Annotated in this window: 18 protein-coding genes; 4 read left to right on the forward strand and 14 right to left on the reverse strand. The window is 58.2% G+C overall.

All coding sequences use genetic code 11. The annotated features are described in order from the left end of the window. Positions 1-45: 45 nt before the first annotated feature. From ftsH to secA, 14 genes are all read right to left on the reverse strand, one after another. Entirely contained in the window at positions 46-1,950 is a 1,905-nt protein-coding gene (ftsH, locus tag ABF979_RS01835; protein WP_064273855.1) for an ATP-dependent zinc metalloprotease FtsH, read from the reverse strand. Positions 1,951-2,117: 167 nt separating this feature from the next. Next, on the reverse strand, positions 2,118-3,362 hold the full coding sequence (gene tilS / locus ABF979_RS01840; protein WP_415557490.1) for a tRNA lysidine(34) synthetase TilS: 1,245 nt from the start codon (positions 3,360-3,362) through the stop codon (positions 2,118-2,120). After that, a complete protein-coding gene (locus ABF979_RS01845) occupies positions 3,340-4,227 on the reverse strand; it encodes a tetratricopeptide repeat protein (protein WP_415557491.1) in 888 nt (295 codons plus the stop codon). The genes tilS and ABF979_RS01845 overlap by 23 nt, the downstream gene beginning before the upstream one ends. Positions 4,228-4,382: 155 nt before the next feature. Further along, entirely contained in the window at positions 4,383-4,862 is a 480-nt protein-coding gene (pal, locus tag ABF979_RS01850; protein ID WP_202206413.1) for a peptidoglycan-associated lipoprotein Pal, read from the reverse strand. Positions 4,863-5,458: 596 nt separating this feature from the next. Then, positions 5,459-6,823: a Tol-Pal system beta propeller repeat protein TolB gene (gene tolB / locus ABF979_RS01855; RefSeq protein WP_415557492.1), complete on the reverse strand. Its 1,365-nt coding sequence runs from the start codon at positions 6,821-6,823 to the stop codon at positions 5,459-5,461. A gap of 17 nt (positions 6,824-6,840) precedes the next feature. Continuing rightward, positions 6,841-7,836: a hypothetical protein gene (locus tag ABF979_RS01860; RefSeq protein WP_046899936.1), complete on the reverse strand. Its 996-nt coding sequence runs from the start codon at positions 7,834-7,836 to the stop codon at positions 6,841-6,843. 12 nt (positions 7,837-7,848) lie between these two features. Next, on the reverse strand, positions 7,849-8,286 hold the full coding sequence (tolR, locus tag ABF979_RS01865; RefSeq protein WP_046899937.1) for a protein TolR: 438 nt from the start codon (positions 8,284-8,286) through the stop codon (positions 7,849-7,851). Positions 8,287-8,289: 3 nt separating this feature from the next. Continuing rightward, positions 8,290-9,033, reverse strand: coding sequence for a protein TolQ (gene tolQ, locus ABF979_RS01870; RefSeq protein WP_046899938.1), 744 nt, complete (start codon positions 9,031-9,033; stop codon positions 8,290-8,292). Between the two features lie 77 nt (positions 9,034-9,110). After that, positions 9,111-9,536: a tol-pal system-associated acyl-CoA thioesterase gene (gene ybgC, locus ABF979_RS01875; RefSeq protein ID WP_046899939.1), complete on the reverse strand. Its 426-nt coding sequence runs from the start codon at positions 9,534-9,536 to the stop codon at positions 9,111-9,113. 29 nt (positions 9,537-9,565) lie between these two features. Beyond that, entirely contained in the window at positions 9,566-10,609 is a 1,044-nt protein-coding gene (ruvB, locus tag ABF979_RS01880; protein ID WP_046899940.1) for a Holliday junction branch migration DNA helicase RuvB, read from the reverse strand. Next, positions 10,606-11,208, reverse strand: coding sequence for a Holliday junction branch migration protein RuvA (gene ruvA, locus ABF979_RS01885; RefSeq protein ID WP_046899941.1), 603 nt, complete (start codon positions 11,206-11,208; stop codon positions 10,606-10,608). Before ruvA ends, ruvB begins: the two co-directional genes overlap by 4 nt. Next, positions 11,205-11,711, reverse strand: coding sequence for a crossover junction endodeoxyribonuclease RuvC (gene ruvC, locus ABF979_RS01890; RefSeq protein WP_046899942.1), 507 nt, complete (start codon positions 11,709-11,711; stop codon positions 11,205-11,207). Before ruvC ends, ruvA begins: the two co-directional genes overlap by 4 nt. Then, positions 11,708-12,457: a YebC/PmpR family DNA-binding transcriptional regulator gene (locus tag ABF979_RS01895; protein ID WP_415557493.1), complete on the reverse strand. Its 750-nt coding sequence runs from the start codon at positions 12,455-12,457 to the stop codon at positions 11,708-11,710. The genes ruvC and ABF979_RS01895 overlap by 4 nt, the downstream gene beginning before the upstream one ends. A 32-nt stretch (positions 12,458-12,489) precedes the next feature. Beyond that, on the reverse strand, positions 12,490-15,228 hold the full coding sequence (secA, locus tag ABF979_RS01900) for a preprotein translocase subunit SecA (protein WP_415557494.1): 2,739 nt from the start codon (positions 15,226-15,228) through the stop codon (positions 12,490-12,492). A gap of 272 nt (positions 15,229-15,500) precedes the next feature. Between secA and ABF979_RS01905 the strand changes: the two genes are divergently transcribed. The 4 genes from ABF979_RS01905 (at position 15,501) to ABF979_RS01920 (ending at position 19,802) form a co-directional block, all read left to right on the forward strand. Beyond that, the gene (locus tag ABF979_RS01905) at positions 15,501-16,421 is read left to right on the forward strand and encodes a peptidylprolyl isomerase (RefSeq protein ID WP_099211107.1); all 921 of its coding nucleotides are present in this window, start codon (positions 15,501-15,503) and stop codon (positions 16,419-16,421) included. A gap of 10 nt (positions 16,422-16,431) precedes the next feature. Then, on the forward strand, positions 16,432-17,667 hold the full coding sequence (gene argJ, locus ABF979_RS01910; protein WP_415557495.1) for a bifunctional glutamate N-acetyltransferase/amino-acid acetyltransferase ArgJ: 1,236 nt from the start codon (positions 16,432-16,434) through the stop codon (positions 17,665-17,667). Between the two features lie 103 nt (positions 17,668-17,770). Continuing rightward, entirely contained in the window at positions 17,771-19,000 is a 1,230-nt protein-coding gene (locus ABF979_RS01915; RefSeq protein ID WP_415557496.1) for an NAD(P)/FAD-dependent oxidoreductase, read from the forward strand. Positions 19,001-19,052: 52 nt separating this feature from the next. Next, complete coding sequence (locus tag ABF979_RS01920; RefSeq protein ID WP_415557497.1) at positions 19,053-19,802, forward strand: 2OG-Fe dioxygenase family protein; 750 nt, start codon at positions 19,053-19,055, stop codon at positions 19,800-19,802. Positions 19,803-19,842: the final 40 nt, after the last annotated feature.

A 19,842-nucleotide genomic window follows, 5' to 3' on the forward strand; every position in this document is an offset into this window, starting at 1 on the left:
AATTCCCCTCCAATGACGCGCCTTGCGGTGCGGTTAACGGTTTGATTAGCCTGCCTGAGGAGCCGGATCAAACGCACCCGGACGCGTCGTCGGCACAGAGGCGCGGCGATTATCGGGCAGTTGCTCGTCATCGGACGGACGCTCGATCGCCTCTCCCCGCATGATCCGACCAACATCATCCCCAGTCAGCGTCTCGTACTCGAGCAGAGCCGCTGTCAGACGGTGCAGATCATCAATCCGCGTCAGAAGCAGATGATGCGCCTGCTGGTAAGCCGTATCAATCAGAGCCTTGATCTCTACGTCGATATCGCGCGCCGTCTGCTCAGACAGATTCTTGTTCTGTGTGACAGAGTGCCCCAGGAAGACTTCCTGTCCGTTATCGCCATAGGAAATCATGCCGAGCTTGTCGCTCATGCCCCATTCCGTGACCATTCGGCGAGCCAGATCGGTAGCGCTCTTGATATCACCAGACGCACCGGCACTGACTTCTTCCGGGCCAAAGATGATTTCTTCAGCAACACGGCCACCCATGGCAATCACCAGACGCGCCAGGCACCATTTCCGGCTGTAGGAAATGTTGTCTTTCTCAGGCAGCGTCATCACCAGACCCAGAGCGCGCCCACGCGGCACAATCGTGGCCTTGTGAATGGGGTCACTACCTGGCGTAAAGATCGCGCAGATGGCGTGACCGGCCTCATGATAAGCCGTCGAGCGCTTTTCGTCTTCGGTCATGACCATGGAGCGACGTTCTGCGCCCATCATGACCTTGTCCTTGGCCTCTTCGAACTGAGCCATTCCGACCGTGCGGCGTCCCTGACGGGCAGCCATCAGAGCAGCTTCGTTCACAAGGTTGGCCAGATCAGCACCAGAGAAGCCTGGCGTACCACGAGCAATCACTTTCGGGTCCACATCTGAAGACAGCGGTACTTTCTTCATGTGAACGCGCAGGATCTTTTCGCGACCAGCAACATCAGGGTTTGGCACAACGACCTGACGATCAAAACGCCCCGGACGCAGCAGAGCCGGATCCAGAACATCCGGACGGTTGGTTGCTGCAATCAGGATAACGCCCTCATTGCTCTCAAAACCATCCATCTCGACGAGCATCTGGTTGAGGGTCTGCTCGCGCTCATCATTGCCGCCACCAAGGCCGGCGCCACGATGGCGGCCAACGGCGTCAATTTCATCGATGAAGATGATGCACGGAGCAGCCTTCTTGCCCTGCTCGAACATGTCGCGCACACGGGATGCACCAACACCAACGAACATCTCCACGAAGTCCGAACCGGAAATCGTAAAGAACGGCACATTGGCTTCACCAGCAATCGCACGGGCCAGAAGCGTCTTACCCGTACCCGGAGGACCGACCAGCAGGGCACCCTTGGGGATCTTGCCGCCCAGACGCGTGAACTTCTGCGGGTCTTTCAGGAATTCGACGATTTCCTCGAGTTCAGCCTTGGCTTCATCGATACCTGCCACATCGTCAAATGTGACGCGGCCCGTCTTTTCCGTCAGCAGACGAGCCTTGGACTTGCCAAAACCCATCGCACGGCCACCACCGGCCTGCATCTGGCGAAACACCATGAAGCACAGGCCAACAAGCAGAAGAACGGGAAGATAATTTCCCACATACCGCAGGATGGAGTTCTCACCGCTATCCATTGGCTTGGCTGTCACTTCAACACCCGCGCCGGTCAGACGAGCCGGAAGGCCCGGATCCATCGGAGCATAGGTTTCGAAGGAGGTGCCGTTCGTCAGTGTTCCAGAAATATTCTGTTCCTGGATAACCACCGAGCGCACCTGGTGCTCGTCCACATCATGGACAAAATCGGAATAGGCGATCTGCTGGGCAGCATGCTGGCTTCCACCGGGCTGGAAGGCGGTCAGCACTGCCATTCCGACCATGATGATGACCACCCAGATCGCAACGTTACGGCCTAAATTGTTCATCTCGTTCTCTGTCGTCCTTCAGACTGTCCGTCAGATGCAGCGGGGCTTCATCATCTCAACAGGCCGACGTCATAGTCTGCGTTGACTTTATAACATAGGCGGTCCTGCCCATGATCCTACCCCATCAAGGGCAGGAAAACGCATTTCCACGCATTTTGGTACGCTTTTCACCCGTTTACGCCGTTTTCGCCGGTAACTGGAACCCCTCCAGCCCAGACGAATGGAACCGTTCCGGCCCTTTCCAGAAGATCTGGCAACCCTATAACACAGCCGTCGCGCCAGAGAGCGGGGAGCGCCTGTAACGCTTCGACAGGAATTCCCAATCGTCTGGCATCAAGACCCTGCGCCCCAGTTCCAAGAGCTCCAATAAGAGTTCCTTCAGGCACATCTGCTTGCAGGCACCGCCAGCGCCCATCCCAGAGAGGCTGCCCGACAGCACAGACTGAAGCCTCTACGGACCGCATTTCTCTGACAAAGATAACGCCGTCCCCAAACCGCCCTGCTATTCGCATGATCACACCCCCAAGTGAGCCCTGTCCCTGTTTTATGAGTGACAGGACTTTCTCACGCGATGGGCGATAACGACTGCCAGAAACCAATCGCACCAGAGCAGACACGCTGTCCTCGCAAATGCCGTCTTCTCTGAGGAAAACCCAGCCTGCGGAATGCCATACGGCCGCATGCGCCAGTAATTTGGCCAAAGCAACATCTCGCGCATCACGCGTCCGTGTAGCGTCCCTTTGCCAACTGCGTGCTTGCGTCCGCTCGCTCTCCGTCAGGTCCTGTCGCCATCGAACGCGTTCAAACTGGCGATTCTGATTAGAGGGATCTTCGACCCAATTTGCGCCAGCAGCCCGTAAAGTCGCTCTCAGCCGTTCCGGATGACAGGCCAACAGCGGCCGAACAATCCTGATCCGCCCGCGAATAGCGGTTTCGGCAATCCCAGCCAGCCCGGCTTCGCCGCTTCCCGCACCATACCGCATGGAGACGGTCTCATCCTGATCGTGCAGATGATGTGCAACCAGAAGGTCCAGACATCCGGCAGAGACACAGGCCCGTTCCAGAGCATCAAATCTCGCATCCCGGGCTCGCTCCTGAAGCCGCCCCTTCGGGAATGGCGCCAAGGTTAACACCCGCGCCTCCACTCCCATTCTCGCAAGCCTGTCAGCTGTAAGATGTGCCTCTGCCGCAGAATTCGGCCGCAAGGCGTGATCAACAACGAATGCGAGAATATGCGTTCGCCAGCGTCGTGCCAACCATGCGAGCGCCAGGGAATCTGCCCCTCCGGAAACCGCCAGCCCGACGGGGGCAGATGGCACATCAGGCAGCCAAGGCCCCACGCGATCCATCCAGACAGAGAATTCCTCCGCCTGAATGGGATTGTTCAGATCAATGACAGGCTGCACGCCCACGGAACGTTGCTGCTGCGGATTTCACGCGAGGCGTCGGCGTTGGGAACTCAGTCTTCAGCTTATCAAGCGCCTGACAGGCTGAATTCTTATCCCCCATAGCCAGGAGAGAAGCTGCAACGCCTAACAGGGAGTCCTGTGCCTTCGGCGTTTTCGGCGCTTTGTTGTAGGCGTCGTAATAGGCAACAGCAGACTCGCGATACTGCTTCTGACCGGCCAGAGACTGAGCCAGAAGGAATTGGGAATCCATCTTGCCGGAAGCGCTCTTGGCAGTCTTTATTGCAAAGCGCGCATTCGTCTCAGCATCTTCATACTTACCTGACTTCAAGGCCGCGTTCCCCAGCTTTAATGCATCAATAGCTGTCTTGGGAGCATCGTCAGAAGACGGAGACGCCGTTTCTGCTGCTTTCGGAGGTGTTGTCGAACTGCTGGCAGCAGCCGGGGCAGACGCGGCGGCGCCATTTCCACCATTCTGCGACGCAAACTGCATGTCTGAAATCTGCTTCGACAGATTAGCCTGCGTTTCCTTCTGTGCATTGCTTAGCTGATCCAGCTCCCCGCGCATCTGACGGTTCTGCTCTTCAAGGGCAGAAACACGCTCCAGAAGCTGTGCCGTCATGTTGCCATCGACTCCCGAGGTGGAAGAACCGCGCGACGACGAAGAGCTTGGAGGAGGCAGAGGCCCACTGTTCTGAATCTGGGAAAGCTGCTGACGGAGCGACGCAATTTCGTCCTGAAGAGCAATCGCCTCTCGGGAGGAAATACCCCCACCATCTGACGCGTCCTGAGCCATGACTGGCAGGACAGGACAAAGCACAGAAAGCGCCGTTCCGAGCATGACGGCACGGAGGGGACGGGACAGGGCCATGCAAGATCTCCTGAAACATTGTCAGCGCCCGGCCTGGGCGCCCTCTCGCAATGACCGGCGAGTTCGGTTGATGAACAGTCTTAAAACAGAAACGGCCGGGGGATAAACTCCCCCGGCCGTTCAAACTGTCAGTCCGTCAGACGGATGACCTGGGTTCAGCGAACCGAGGTGATCGCGTTACGGTTCTGAGCCCATGAGGCTTCATCGTCACCGTCAGCCGTCGGACGATCCTTGCCGTAGGAGATCGTCGTGATGCGGGAAGCGCTCACGCCCTTGGCAACAAGATAGTCACGAGCAGCATTCGCACGACGCTGGCCGAGAGCAATGTTGTATTCTTCGGTGCCGCGATCATCGCAGTTACCAGCGATCTGAACGCTGACCTGCGGATACTTCGCGAGCCATGCAACCTGCTTGTCCAGCGTTGCACGAGCTTCTTCAGAAAGCTGGGATACATTCAGCTCGTAGAAGATACGGTCGCCAACATTGGCAACCAGGTCAGCTTCGCTGCCCGGCGTCGGGCCGGCTTCCTGCGTGGCTGCGCCAGCGCCGGTGCTGTTGCCCGTATCGGTTTTGCCGTTGGAGCAGGCTGCGAGAACAAGCGCCAGACCAAGCGCACCAAACACCTTGAACTTCATGTGTCTCAACCCTGAGAACGGTTCCGTATCAGAAACCGAAATGCGGCATATTGCCGCGTTGTTCCGGACCACACACCCTTCCACTCAGGAACGCTCAAGAATCCTTAACGAACTCTCTGCGAACCACTGGAAAAGCACTGGCCACTAGCGCCCATACCCATGACTTAAATCCGGGGTCAAGCATCCTGTGAGGTGCTCCCCCCAAGCCAGAGAACGATTCTGTTTCGAAACCAGAAGATGCAACATAAATGTCACAGCAGTTAGACAGGAATGTGGCGGAATTCTGCCAATTGCTTTGCTGAATATTCTTTAATCGCTTTATCATCATGCAAGACTTGCGCATCAGCCAAGCGTAGCTTGCGTGGCACATTGTGCCCGACAACTGGGGCGCTAAAGTCAGTTTATAGAAGATGCGATGGAAAGCTGGACTCTGGCGTCGGAGGAAAACACCTCAAATCGACTCCACACGAAGCTCTTGCATGCCCATTCCAAAAGCAGAATTGGTCTTTAATGCCCTTACGGCCGAGCAATCGCTCCAGACCTTCTCGGGGGAATACTCCCCGCTGACCATCGCCAGCGAGGAGATAGAAACCTGCTCAGCCGTTCAGCGGAGACCAGGCCGGGTCAGACGCACCCGTTGCCGTACGGATCGGGCGCTCATTAAAGCCCGTGATGTCGATTGTACCGATGCCAGACGCAAATCCGGCACCACCGGCGCCCGAAGCGCTCTGACGGCAGAACGCAAGGACCCGGCCATTCGGGCAGAACGTCGGAGATTCAACTGTGAATCCCTGCGTCAGAATACGTTCACCTGTACCATCCGGGTTCATAACGCCAAGAGAGAAGCCGCCATGCCCAATGCGGGTAAAGGCAATCAGATCGCCACGAGGTGACCAGACCGGAGATCCATACTGGCCAGAGCCATAGGAAATCCGGCGTGCACCACCGCCCGATGCGCCCATGATGTAAAGCTGCGGGCTACCGCCACGATCGGAGTTGAACACGATCTGGCTGCCATCGGGGCTGAAGCACGGGCTGGTATCAATCGCACCACCAGAGCTGGTGATCTGATGCTTGCTGCGAGAAGCCAGATCCACAACAAAGATGTCAGATCCACCACCACGCGTTGCAGACAGAACAACGCGGCTTCCATCCGGAGAAAAGCGCGGCGCGAAGGAGATGCCGTCAAACTCACCCAGCATCTGCTGGCGGCCAGAGCCCAGATCAAACAGATACACGCGCGGACGGTTGTTCGCATACGACATGAACGCAACCTGATCGCGCGCCGGGTTGAAGCGTGGCGTCAGGGTCAGCCACTGGCCGCCTGTCAGCATGCGGGAATTGAACCCGTCCTGATCCATCAGCGCCAAACGGGTGATCTGATGACGGCGCGGCCCCGTACGGGCAATATAAGCGATACGGGTATCGAAGTACCCCTTTTCGCCCAGCATCCGCTCATAGATCACATCAGCAATAATATGAGCAATCCGACGCCAGTTGGATTGCGAGGCCGTGTAGGCCGTGCCCTGAAGCTGCTCGCCGGCTACAACGTTCCACAGACGCATCTCAACACGAACACTGCCCGAACCAACTGCACGTCCGGCAACAGCAGCGCGCGCGCCCTGAGCCTTGAGCGCACTGAAATCCGGCGTGCCACTGGGCGACACATCGCCTGTCATCACTTTGAACAGGCCAGTCCCAGCCAGATCGGAAGAAATGACACTGGAGATCTGTTCACCCATTCCGGCACCAAAGCTCGGAATGACAATGGGAATAGGCGCCTGGCGGGCCTGATCTACGGTAATTTCAGCTTCCCCAGCCCCACCGGCCGCAGTTCCTTGCGCAAAAGCGGAAAGCGGGGTTGCAAGAAAACCACCAGCCGCGGCTGTGGCACCGAGGATGGAACGGCGCGACAGCAGCGCGCTCAGAGCATCAGCTTCGGAATCGGAAATGAAGGTCATGATGATTCCTCTAGGGTTTACGGCCTGAAGACAAAACGCAGCTGATGCGTCTGGCCTAGCAGGTTGGAAGGAATGGGGAGATGGGCACAGGTCGGGCTCAGAACCGCATCCCGCGCACGCTCCGCCAGCACACGATAGGATGGGTCTGACGCCATCTTCGCTGCCGTATCCGGAGCATACTTCACAAGACGCGCCTCACCCGTTGCATCCACCGTCACAATCAGATGCGCGACAAAGCTCGCATAGTTCCGCGCTTCCGTGTCTTCGGTGTAGCAACGCCGCACGGAGCCACCGATCGCCTTCTGATCCGCCATGGACAGAGACTTGGTGATATCGCCATTCGGCACACCGCCGCCGTCCGGGGCTCCACCCTGTGGTGGATTGGCCTTCGCCTTGGGTGCATGCGTCTGCTTCTGGTCAGACCGGAAACTATCCAGTGTGGCCAGCAGGGAGTGACTGTCCGCCTGCGTATTCTTGGACGCATTCGGCTGGGTCAGATGCGAGAACTTAGGTGTATCCGGCAGTTTGTCAGCCTTCTGTGTCTGCGGGCTCGGGGGAGCCACCATTGCAGACTTAGACGGCGGAGACGGCTTCGGCGGAGACGCAGGAACAGGCTCAGGCGACGGCTCCGTAATTTTTGGCGGAAGCTTCGTCGGCGGCAGAGGCTGAGGCTTGGTCTCAGGCGTAGGCGGAACAGGCTGCGGCGGCGGTGGTGGCGGAGGCGGTTCTTCCGTCGGCGCCTTCAAAGGAGGCGTCGGAGACGGAGGAGCCTCGTTCTTCACGGGCGCAGGCGCAGGAGCCGGCTTGGGAGCCGGATGATCAGCCTTGATGGGATGGGTGGGAGGCCCTGCCTCCTCAAATTCCATCTGCACCGCCGGAGGCTCCGGCGGTTCAGGTGGTTTCTCGAACGGGATCCGCACAACCAGGTACAGGATCAGTGCCGCATGGACACCGACTGAACCCAGAAGCGCGTTGCGAAAGCGACGCCTGTCCGAACGACGTGGACGCACCACTGCGGTGTCCTCTTACTGGCCGCTCTGAGGCTGCTGAGCCAGCAGTGCCACATGCGTAAAGCCGCCAGACGTAATCTGTCCCATGACCTGCATCACGCGACCATAGTCGATATGTGCATCAGCCCGGACAAAGATCCGATGGTTCGGATCGTTCTGGGACTGGACCTTGAGCTGGTCCACAAGCTGCTCGGGTGTGATCGGGTCTTCCCCCAGGTACAGCGAACCATCGTTGCGCAGGGAAACCGTGATCGGCTTGGTGTCAGCATTGACCGGGCTGGCATCCGTCTTGGGCAGATCGACATTGACGCCACTGGTCATCATCGGCGCCGTCACCATGAAAATGATGAGCAGCACCAGCATGACGTCCACAAGCGGCGTAACGTTAATCTCAGACGCGGGGCGCCGACGACGGCCACCCATACGCCCACCTCCTCCAGCGGACATCCCCATGGATCAGGCCTTCCCGCTGGACGTCTCGTCCGCACGTTCTTCCGACTGACGGGAGAGAATGGCGGCAAATTCGGTCCCGAACGCATCCATGCGGTCCGCGAACTTGTCCAGCGAGTTGCTGATGACGTTATAGGCCACATAGGCTGGGATAGCGGTCACAAGACCGATCGCCGTTGCGAACAGAGCTTCGGAAATACCCGGAGCCACAACGGAGAGATTGGTGTTGTGCATGGCAGCGATTGAGCCGAACGCATGCATGATACCCCAGACCGTTCCGAACAGTCCGACGAACGGCGCAACCGGGCCAATCGTAGCAAGAAAAATCACGCGGCGACCCAGACGGTCGTTTTCGCGCGAAACGGTGATGTTGATGGCACGGTCGATACGGTCCCGCACGCCACCGCGCGCCAGATCAATTCCGACAATACGTGCCGAGCGACGCCATTCGCCCATGGCAGCGCCGAACACGGCAGCCATCGGGTGAGTCGGGCGTGCGCCATCAGATTCGTAAAGGTCGTCCAGCGAACCACCGGACCAGAAACGGTCTTCAAATTCCGTTGCTTCGCGATTGACACGACGCATCAGAAGGATTTTTTCCGCAATGATCGCCCACACGCCTGCACTGCACAGGACGAGCCCGACCATGACCAGCTTAACGACGATGGACGCGTGCAGGAACAGGTCCAGAGGCGAAAGACCGGCCGCACCGACCGCCCCAAGCGCACTCGAACTTACCTCATGATCCACTGTTCTCTCCTGTCCAGATCCTGTCCCTTACGGGTCAGGACTCTCCATTGCACTTCGTGAGGAAACAGGAAAGTGGGTCAGACCTCTCCAGCCTCGAGTTTTCGAACAGCATCACACCACCGAGGCGGAATTTTGGCAGGTTTCATGGCTTCGGCAGAAAGACACGCCAGCTCTACGTCAATGACGACGGCGGTTTCGTTGCCATTCGTGCTGTTTCGAACAGTTTGTTCAAGTTTCAACCGCGTTGGCGTCATTGCAACCAGCGCTGTCTCGATTTCCATTTCATCATCGAGTCGCAACGGCGCGCGATAACGCACCCCAACCTGCCGCACGACAAACGCCAGACCAAAATCGCGCAGAAGCTCCGTCACCGAAGCCCCTGCATCGCGCATGGCTTCACTGCGCGCACGTTCTGCAAAGCCGAGATAGCGGGCATGATAGACGATGCCACCTGCATCCGTGTCTTCGTAATAAACCCGGAAACGGATCTTATGCGTTGCCATCAGTTTCTCCGCTCATTGGCAGTAGCTCTTCAGCCTGCCGTGTCGTCGTCGAGCCCGGACAGAAGATCAACCTGGCTCGCTGGCGGGTTCAGGCCCAGATGTCTCCACCCAGCCTCACCCAACATGCGCCCCCGCGCTGTCCGCAGGATGAGCCCTTCCTGAATCAGATAAGGCTCGATGACGTCTTCCAGTGTGTCACGCGCCTCTGCCAGACCGGCAGCCAGCGTCTCAACACCCACAGGGCCACCATGGTGATGCTCTGCGATACGCTGAAGATAGCGGCGGTCCATCGCATCCAGACCGCGCTCATCAACTTCAAGACGGGAAAGTGCGGCATCAGCCGTCGCGCGATCAATGATCGGCTTCTTCGCGACAAGCGCAAAATCCCGAACACGACGCAGAAGACGGCCCGCAATACGGGGCGTGCCGCGAGAACGACGGGCAATTTCCTCTGCTCCGTCATCATTCAGATGAACCCCGAGCTTCGTGGCGCCGCGTGATACGATCGCCCGCAGCTCTTCCGGCGTGTAAAACACCAGTCGCAGAGGAATACCAAAACGATCCCGAAGAGGCGTTGCCAACAGACCTGCACGGGTTGTGGCGGCAACAAGCGTGAATGGCGCCAGATCAATCCGCACCGAACGTGCTGCCGGCCCTTCCCCGATAATCAGGTCGAGCTGGAAATCTTCCATCGCTGGATAGAGAATTTCCTCGATCGCCGGCTGAAGACGATGAATTTCATCGATGAACAGCACATCACGAGGCTGAAGATTCGTCAGGATTGCCGCAAGGTCTCCAGCGCGCTGAATCACTGGCCCAGACGTCGCCCGAAATCCAACGCCCAGTTCACGCGCTACAATCTGCGCCAGCGTGGTCTTGCCCAGACCTGGCGGTCCATGCAGCAACACATGATCCAGAGCATCTCCACGGGCCTTTGTTGCCTCGATGAAGATAGCCAGATTTTCACGGCTTGCTTTTTGCCCTGTAAAATCCGCGAGCGTTTCAGGCCGCAAGCCACCTTCGGCAATATCATCCGGCAGGCGTGCGGCGTCCGTTTCACGAAATTCGCTCATCGGGCGAGATCCTTCAGGCAAAGGCGGATTGCCAGATCAAGCGAGGCATTTTCGTTTTCGGCCAGAACACGACTGAGAACAGGCCAGGCCTCTGCCCGCCGAAAGCCGAGACCAGCCAGAGCCAGAAGCGCATCATTCTCGACGCTTGGCCCGGTCACCACGCCTGGCATCGGGGCGGAGGCGCCACCACCGGGCATCTTGGCGACTTTGTTGCGAAGTTCGCTCAGAATTCGATCGGCAAGACGAGGGCCGACACCTGCCGCCCGCGTCAGAGAGCCACGATCGCCGGCATTGATTGCCAAGAGAAGCTCACCGGGAGAGTTAGCCGAAAGGATGGCCAGCGCGACTTTGGCACCCACACCTTGCACGGTCGTCAACAGGCGGAACCACTCGCGTTCGTCCGTTGTCACGAACCCATACAGAAGGATCGCGTCTTCCCGAACGACGGTTTCAATCAGAAGACGCACAACTTCTGGAGGCTGCGGAACAGATGAGAGTGTGCGTGTTGACGCTGACACCACATAACCAACGCCATTGACGTCAACGATGCAGCGCTCTCCTTCGATCTGCCCGACAAGCCCTGTAAGCTGTCCAATCACGCCATCCGCCTTCCAGCCGTTACATAGGCCGCACTTGCACGATAATGGGCATGGCAGATCGCTACAGCCAGCGCGTCCGAAGCGTCGGCCTTGTAGATGGCGACGCCAGGCAGCAGCCGCTTCACCATCATCGTAACCTGTTCCTTCGTGGCAGACCCAGTTCCCACAACAGATTTCTTGACTGTCATAGCGCCATATTCCGCTACCGGGAGGCCTTCGTAAGCGGGCGTCAGAAGCGCCACACCGCGGGCATAACCGAGCTTGAGCGTGGAGGAGCCATTGCGGTTCACGTAAGTTTCCTCAACCGCTGCTTCGGCGGGAGCATACTCACGGATCAGGTTCTGGAGTTTCCCGTGCAGCTCACAGAGCCGCAGGGGAACCGATTCATGACCATCTGTCGCAATCACACCAGAGGCCACATGCTTCAGGCGGTTGCCATCCACATCAATAATTCCCCAGCCCATGAAACGCAGGCCGGGGTCTATTCCCATCAGACGGATCAAGCGGCGAGCGCCTGCGCCACATCGTCTGGAAGATCAAAGTTGGCGTAAACAGCCTGAATATCGTCGTTATCTTCCAGAACGTCGATCAGCTTCAGAACTGTCCGGGCCTTCTCTTCATCCAGAGAAATGCTGTTTTCCGGACGCCAGTCGAGCTTGGCGGACTGTGGCTCGCCGAAACGACTTTCAAGAGCGTCACGCACTGCGAAGAAGTTCTCCATCTCGCAGGTGATCTCGTGCCCTTCCTCGGTCAGCACGGCATTATCCGCACCAGCTTCGATGGCGGCTTCCAGCATCTCGTCTTCAGAGGCGGCATCGACCGGATACGTCACAACACCCAGACGCTGGAACATGAAGGACACGGAGTTCGATTCACCCAGCGAGCCGCCATGCTTGGAGAACGCTGCACGAACTTCACCGGCCGTCCGGTTCCGATTGTCGGTCAGACCTTCGACGATGATCGCCACGCCAGCCGGGCCGTAGCCTTCGTAGCGCACTTCCACATAGTCTTCGCCACCAGCAGCGCCAGATGCCTTCTTGATGGCACGCTCGACGTTGTCTTTCGGCATATTCGCTTCACGCGCTGCGGTAACAGCAGCACGCAGACGCGGGTTGGATGCCGGGTCAGGCAGACCGGACCGCGCTGCAACCGTGATTTCACGCAGGATCTTGGCGAACTGCTTGGCGCGCTTGGCATCCTGCGCACCTTTACGGTGCATGATGTTCTTAAACTGTGAATGACCGGCCATCGGTCGCTCCTTCCTCTACGGGTGTCAGAGGCTCAGACGAGCCTGCCATGACAGTGTTTGAACTTCTGGCCCGAGCCACACGGGCAAAGCGCATTGCGCGGCGTTTCTTCATACCACTGCTGAAGCGTCGCTGCATCCGGCTCGTTAACTGAACCCGCGGCCGCAGACTGTGCCTGCGGCGCGGCAAAGCTCACAACAGGCTCTGGTTGCGTCAATGCGGGCGCTGCTGGCGGCGCTTCGAAGCTTTCGTGGTGTGCAGAGCTATCGACCACCGGATACGGCGGCGGTTCACTCACAGCCTGGATACGGCACATCGTCTGCGTCACACGCAGGCGCATGTCATCCAGCATCGCCGTGAACATCTGGAAGGCTTCCTGCTTGTATTCGTTCAGCGGATCCCGCTGACCATATGCACGCAGGCCGATACCCTGGCGAAGCTGATCCAGCCCATGCAAATGCTCTTTCCAGACGGCATCGAACGTGGTGAGAACAACCTGCTTCTCGATCATGCGCATGAGATCCGGGCCCATATTGGCCGTCCGGGCAGCCTGAGCCTTCTGGGCTTCAGCTTCCACGCGCTCGATCACGCTGTCAGCGTCCATGCCGTCTTCCTTCGCCCAGTCAGCGATCGGAAGCTCAAGATTCAGGACGCGGGAAATTTCAGCCGTAAGCCCGGCCGTATCCCAAGCCTCGGCAAAGGATTTCTCAGGAATGTGGGCGTGAACCAGATCTTCAATGGTGTGCAGGCGCAGTTCCGCAATCACACCCGACAGATCTTCGGACGACATATATTCCTTGCGCTGGGAATACACTTCCTTGCGCTGGTCATTCATAACGTCGTCGTATTTCAGCGTGTTCTTGCGCATGTCGAAGTTACGGGCTTCAACACGCTTCTGAGCCTTCTCGACGGCCTTGTTCAGCCAGGGGTGAACAATCGCCTCCCCTTCCTTCAGGCCCATCTTCTGCATCATCGCGCCCATACGGTCGCCAGAGAAAATGCGGATCAGATCGTCTTCGAGGGACAGGAAGAAGCGGGAATTCCCCGGATCGCCCTGACGTCCCGAACGGCCACGCAACTGGTTATCAACACGACGGCTCTCATGACGCTCCGTCCCAATGACGTATAGGCCGCCGGATTCATGAACCGCGCCATGATTGGCTTCAACGGCTGCACGGATTTCTTCGGTGATGCGCGCACGCTCTGCGTCATCCTCGATCCCATCCGTGTAAGCATGGGTCAGCATCTCGATGTTGCCGCCCAGTTTGATATCCGTTCCACGACCCGCCATGTTCGTGGCAATCGTAATGGCACCCGGCGCACCAGCCTGTGCGATGATGCTAGCTTCTTTCTCATGATGACGCGCATTGAGCACGCTATGCTTGATGCCGCGCTGATCCAGAATGCTGGAAAGGTACTCGCTTCTTTCGATGGACGTCGTACCCACCAGAATTGGCTGCCCCTTGGCGCTCACTTCCTGGATCAGATCTGCAACGGCGTTATATTTTTCGCCCGCAGTCAGATAGACTTCATCGTCCGTATCAATCCGCTTGACGGCACGGTTCGTCGGAATTTCAACAACCGTCAGGTTATAGATTTCGGCGAACTCATCCGCTTCCGTCATAGCCGTACCCGTCATGCCGGAGAGCTTCGGATACAGGCGGAAGTAGTTCTGGAATGTGATGGATGCGAGCGTCTGGTTTTCCTGCTGGATCTCGACGTGCTCTTTCGCTTCCAGCGCCTGATGCAGGCCATCGGAATAACGACGGCCATCCATCATACGTCCGGTGAATTCATCAATGATGATCACCTTGCCGTCACGGACGATGTAATCAACGTCCCGCGTGAAGAGCGTATAAGCGCGAAGCGACTGCTGGACGTGGTGAACGACAGCCACGTTATGAATATCGTACAGGCCACCTTCCTGCAGAACACCGTCCTGGTTCAGGAGCTCTTCGATACGGTGTGAGCCAGCTTCCGTCAGCGTAACACTGCGCAGCTTTTCATCCTTATCGTAAGCTTCCGGCTCCAGCACCAGCTTGGCCACAACAGCATCCACCGTCCGATAAAGGTCGGAGCTGTCATCTGCCGGGCCAGAAATGATCAGGGGCGTCCTGGCTTCGTCGATCAGGATGCTATCCACCTCATCCACGATTGCGTGGTTGAACGGACGCTGCACCATATCGCCGAGCGAATATTTCATATTGTCGCGCAGATAATCGAACCCGAACTCGTTATTCGTTCCGTAAGTAATATCTGCTGCGTAAGCTTCACGACGTTCCTCATCCCCCAGATTCGGGATGATCACGCCGGTTGTCAGACCAAGGAAGCTGTAAAGAACAGACATTTCCTCGGCATCACGACGGGCCAGATAATCGTTCACCGTCACAACATGCACGCCCTTGCCGGACAGCGCGTTCAGGTAAACAGCCAGCGTTGCAACAAGGGTCTTGCCCTCACCGGTCCGCATTTCCGCAATGCGACCGTCATGCAGAACCATCGCACCGATCAGCTGCACGTCAAAATGACGCTTGCCCAGAACACGGCGAGAGGCCTCACGGCAGACGGCAAAAGCTTCAGGCAGCAGTTTATCAAGGGTTTCGCCATGGGCGACACGCTCCTTGAACTCTATAGTCTTGTGCTGAAGCTGCTCGTCACTGAGCCCCTGAACCGTGGGCTCCAGAGCGTTGATCTCCGGCACACGGCGCTGATACGCCTTGAGCGAACGATCATTGGCGGAGCCGAAAAGGGCGCGTGCGAGGCGTGCGAACATGCTGAACCTTGAGATGCCGAGCACCCGGCCGGAAAAGCTCTTTCCACCATCGGAAAGACCTCCCAAACCGGGCAATGACGATTTTCACGTCAGGTGGAGATAGGACCCGTGTGCCCATGGGTCAATGGAGAGGGACCAGAGAAGGCCCTCAAAATACCCATTTCCGCTACGTGACGGAATGGTAAGGGTGCGCGCACTTGCAGGGTTGAGCGGCCTTTGTCATGGTGCATTCCATTCGGTTTTTCTTATTCTTTATGGTCCGAGGTATTTTCATGCGGCTTTCCCGCTCCACTCTCGCCTGTGCAGCTCTTCTGGCTGGCACGTCGGTTTCGGCTCCCCTCGCATTTGCTGCTCCGGCCGCACCTGCTGCAACCGCTCCGGCCCCGGCTGCTGCACCTGCTCCGAACCCGGATATGGTGATTGCAACCGTTAACGGCGAAAAAATTACCTTGGGTGACGTTCAGCAGGCTGCTGGTAACCTGCCGCCGCAGGCTCGTCAGCTTCAGCCGTCCATGCTGATCCCGCTGCTGGTCAACCAGCTCGTCGATCAGAAGGCAATCCAGATTGCCGCTGGCAAGGAAGGCCTGACCAACAAGCCTGAAGTCAAGGAAGCCATGCAGAACGCCGCCAACAGCGCGCTGCAGAATGCTTATCTTGAAACCAAGGTTGGCCCGCAGATCACGGACGCTGCCCTGCACGACTACTACCAGACACATTACGCCAACCAGAAGCCAGAGCAGGAAGTCCACGCTCGCCACATCCTCGTGGAGACGGAAGCTCAGGCCAAGGACATCATCGCCCAGCTTAATAAGGGTGCTGATTTCGCCAAGCTTGCTGGCCAGCTCTCCAAGGACAAGGGCTCCGCTGGTGCCAATGGTGGCGATCTGGGCTGGTTCAAGAAGGGCGACATGCTGCCGGCTTTCTCTGAAGCCGCTTTCTCCATGAAGCCGAACACAATCTCCCAGACGCCGGTTCACACGCAGTACGGTTACCACGTGATCCAGGTTCTGGGCTCCCGCACAGCTCCGATCCCGAGCTTTGACCAGATCCATGACCAGGTCCGTCAGGAACTGATCCGCGAGAAGGTTCGCCAGATCGTTCAGCAGGCTGAATCCCAGGTGAAGGTTGTTCACTTCGACGCACAGGGCAAGCCGGTCACGGCCGCTCCGGCACCGGCTCCAGTCAAGAAGTAAGACTAAGACCATGGCAAAGCCGATCCCTGTCTCTCCGCTGGCCCGTCCTCTTCCGGACCTTTCAACGGTTGCTGGTGTTCGGCTTTCCGCCGTCGCCGCGGGCGTCCGCTATCAGGGACGAACAGACCTGATGCTCGCGGAATTTGTCCCCGGCACGATTGTCGCAGGCGTTTACACCAAGAACGCCTGCCCTGGCGCACCCATCCTGTGGTGCCGTCAGGCTCAGACAACTCCCTATGCGCGCGCTCTTCTGGTCAATGCCGGAAACGCCAACGTCTTCACAGGACGGGCCGGCATTCAGGCCTGCGAGGACTGTGCAGACGCTGTGAGCAAACTGCTCGACTGCCCCCCGCAGGACGTTTTTCTCTCATCGACAGGCGTCATTGGAGAAAAACTTCCACAGGACAGAATTATTGCTGCCCTGCCCGCTGCCCAGGCTGGTCTCTCGGAAGATAACTGGGCACAGGCTGCCCGCGCCATCATGACGACGGATACCTTCCCCAAGGCCGCGCGTCGCGACGTGACGATTGGTGGCAAGCCGGTTCGCCTACAGGGTATTGCCAAGGGTTCTGGAATGGTCGCCCCTGACATGGCCACGATGCTGGCTTATGTCGCGACGGACGCGAAGCTTCCCCAGAATGTTCTCCAGTCCCTTCTGGCCTCCGGCTGCGCGCAGAGTTTCAACTCCATCACAGTCGATTCGGACACCTCCACGTCAGACACCCTGATGCTGTTCGCAACCGGCCTGGCCGATAATCCGGCCATTGATGACGTCAACGATCCCGCTCTCGCCGAATTTACCCTCGCCCTGAATGACCTGCTTCTGGAGCTTGCCCTGCTGGTTGTCCGGGACGGTGAAGGGGCGACGAAGCAGATCCGCGTTGAAGTCACCGGTGCAGATTCCAATCTTTCCGCACATCGCATTGCGCTCTCGATTGCCAACTCGCCACTGGTCAAAACGGCCATCGCTGGTGAGGACGCAAACTGGGGCCGCGTCGTGATGGCTGTAGGCAAGAGTGGTGAACCCGCAGACCGTGACCTTCTGTCCGTCGCCATCGGCGGAACCTGGATCGCGCGCGATGGCGGCGTTGTCGAGAACTACGATGAAGCCCCGGTCGTCGCACACATGAAGGGCCAGGACATCGAAATTACAGTCGATATGGGGCTTGATGATGGACAGGCCCGCGTGTGGACGTGTGACCTGACCCATGGCTACATCGACATCAATGGTTCTTACCGCAGCTAGAGCGATCAACACGAGAGCGGGAGCGGGGGTTGTGCAGCCCTCCGCCTCCCGTTAGCACAGGTATCGCTCCAATTGGCGGGCGCTTGGTATGAGGAAACTGTCCATGTCTGCTGCAACTCGTGTCGTTGTTCTCGGTGGCGGTGTCGGAGGTCTTGAGGCTGCTACGGCCCTTGGTCGCCGAAACAACATAGCCGTGACACTCGTTGACCGCAGTCCGGTCCATTACTGGAAGCCTTCCCTGCATGAATTTGCAGCAGGCACGATGCAGCACGACGGCAACTGTATTCCTTTCGCGGAAACGGCTGGAAAATTCGGTTTCAGCTTTGTCCAGAGCCTACCTACCGCTGTTAACCGTACCGCCCAGACGGTCACGCTCGAAAACGGCAGCACCCTCCCCTACGATTATCTGGTTGTCGCTCTGGGTTCCCGCGCCAATGACTTCGGCATTCCGGGTATCGTCGATCACTGTCGCTTCATTGATAACCTCAATGATGCCGACACGCTGTACTCCGAATTTCGCAAGGCCCTTCAGGCAGCCCGCGCAACTGGTCAGAAGCTGAGCCTCGGCATTGTTGGTGGTGGTGCCACAGGTGTTCAGCTCGCCGCCGAGCTTTGCAAAGCCATTGATGAAGCGCCCGGCCTTGGCCCATCAGTCCGCAAGACAGGCCTTGATGCTGTTCTGATCGAAACCGGGCCGCGCATTCTGCCAGCATTCCCGGAAGCCGTTTCCACAGCGGCAGCCAGCCAGCTCGAAAAGCTCGGCATCTCTGTTCGCACCGGCGCCATGGTTGTCGGCGCGGACGAGCATGGTTTCAATCTCAAGTCCGGCGAACAGATTCCTGCGACGCTCCGAATCTGGGCTGCTGGTGTCCGTGCCTCTGATGCCACCAGCCTGTTCGATGGCCTAGAACGTGGCCGCGCAGGCCAGCTTGGCGTGACGCAGACGCTTCAGACAACTGAAGACGCCAAGATCTTCGCGATTGGCGACTGCGCCCGCATCGACGCCGCGCCAGTGGCCCCCACTGCTCAGGCTGCCCGCCAGCAGGGCCAGTATGTTGGGCGTGTCCTGCCGCAGATCATTGCCGGCCAGACACCTGCACCATTCGTTTACAATGATCGCGGCGCTGTTGTGGCATTGGGTGATTATAACGGCTGGGGCATGCTGGATGCCAACCGCAGCTTTGGTGGGGGGCTGCTGTCTGGCCTGTTTGCACGCCTCATTCACGAAGGGCTGTACCGCCAGCATCAGGCTGGTATCGTGGGTCTGGTAAAGACGGCTTGCACGACGGCGAAAGAGCATCTTTCTCCCGTGAAGCCAGACCTCGGCGCCTGAAATCGCCCGACAGATGTGACCGTCGGGCCTTGTCATCACCAAGTGAGCAGACATGACCGACGCACTTCTGCCTTCCACGTTCGATCAGACCATGCAACGGGTCGAAACGATCCTGTCTGACAAGGGCTTCAAGTTCCTTCAGGCGGACACCATGCGTCCGCTTCTGGAGCATGAAGGCCTGACAGACTGGGACACTTTTGCCGCCAGTTGGAACAACCTCGGTCTTGATCTCTATATGGCCGATGGAGGCCGCTATCGGCGGCGGCGCTATGCGACGTTTGCGGTCAGTTCCTCAAACATCACGCGCAAACCGAATCAGCCCCATTATCAAAGCCGGGATCACAACCTGCTTAATGGTGGCATCGAACGCTGGTTCGGGCCCATTGAAGACACGATCGCCACTCATCCGGCCATGCTGGCAGCCATTCGGACAATTGGTCGATTCGCAGATGCCCTGACACCCTCCGAATCACGGCCCGAAACGTGGCATGCAGAGGTTCACCAGTTCCGCATTGAAGCGAACCCCAACAGTGAGGGGCGCCCTACCCCGGAAGGCATGCATCGCGATGGCGTAGACTGGGTGCTCGTTTTGATGATCGGCCGTCACAACGTCGAGCAGGGGGTAACGACAATCCACGATGACCAGAAAGATCTTCTGGGCTCATTCACCCTGACCAAGCCATTTGATGCTGCAATTGTGGACGATCATCGCGTTTATCATGGCGTGACAGCCGTCACACCACAGGCTGCAGACAAGCCTGCCTATCGTGATGTGCTGGTTATTACCCTTCGCCACGAATAAACCTGAAATCTCCAATGGATCGACAGGCTTAATTCCGTGT

Source organism: Gluconobacter sp., assembly GCF_047723935.1.
GTDB lineage: Bacteria > Pseudomonadota > Alphaproteobacteria > Acetobacterales > Acetobacteraceae > Gluconobacter.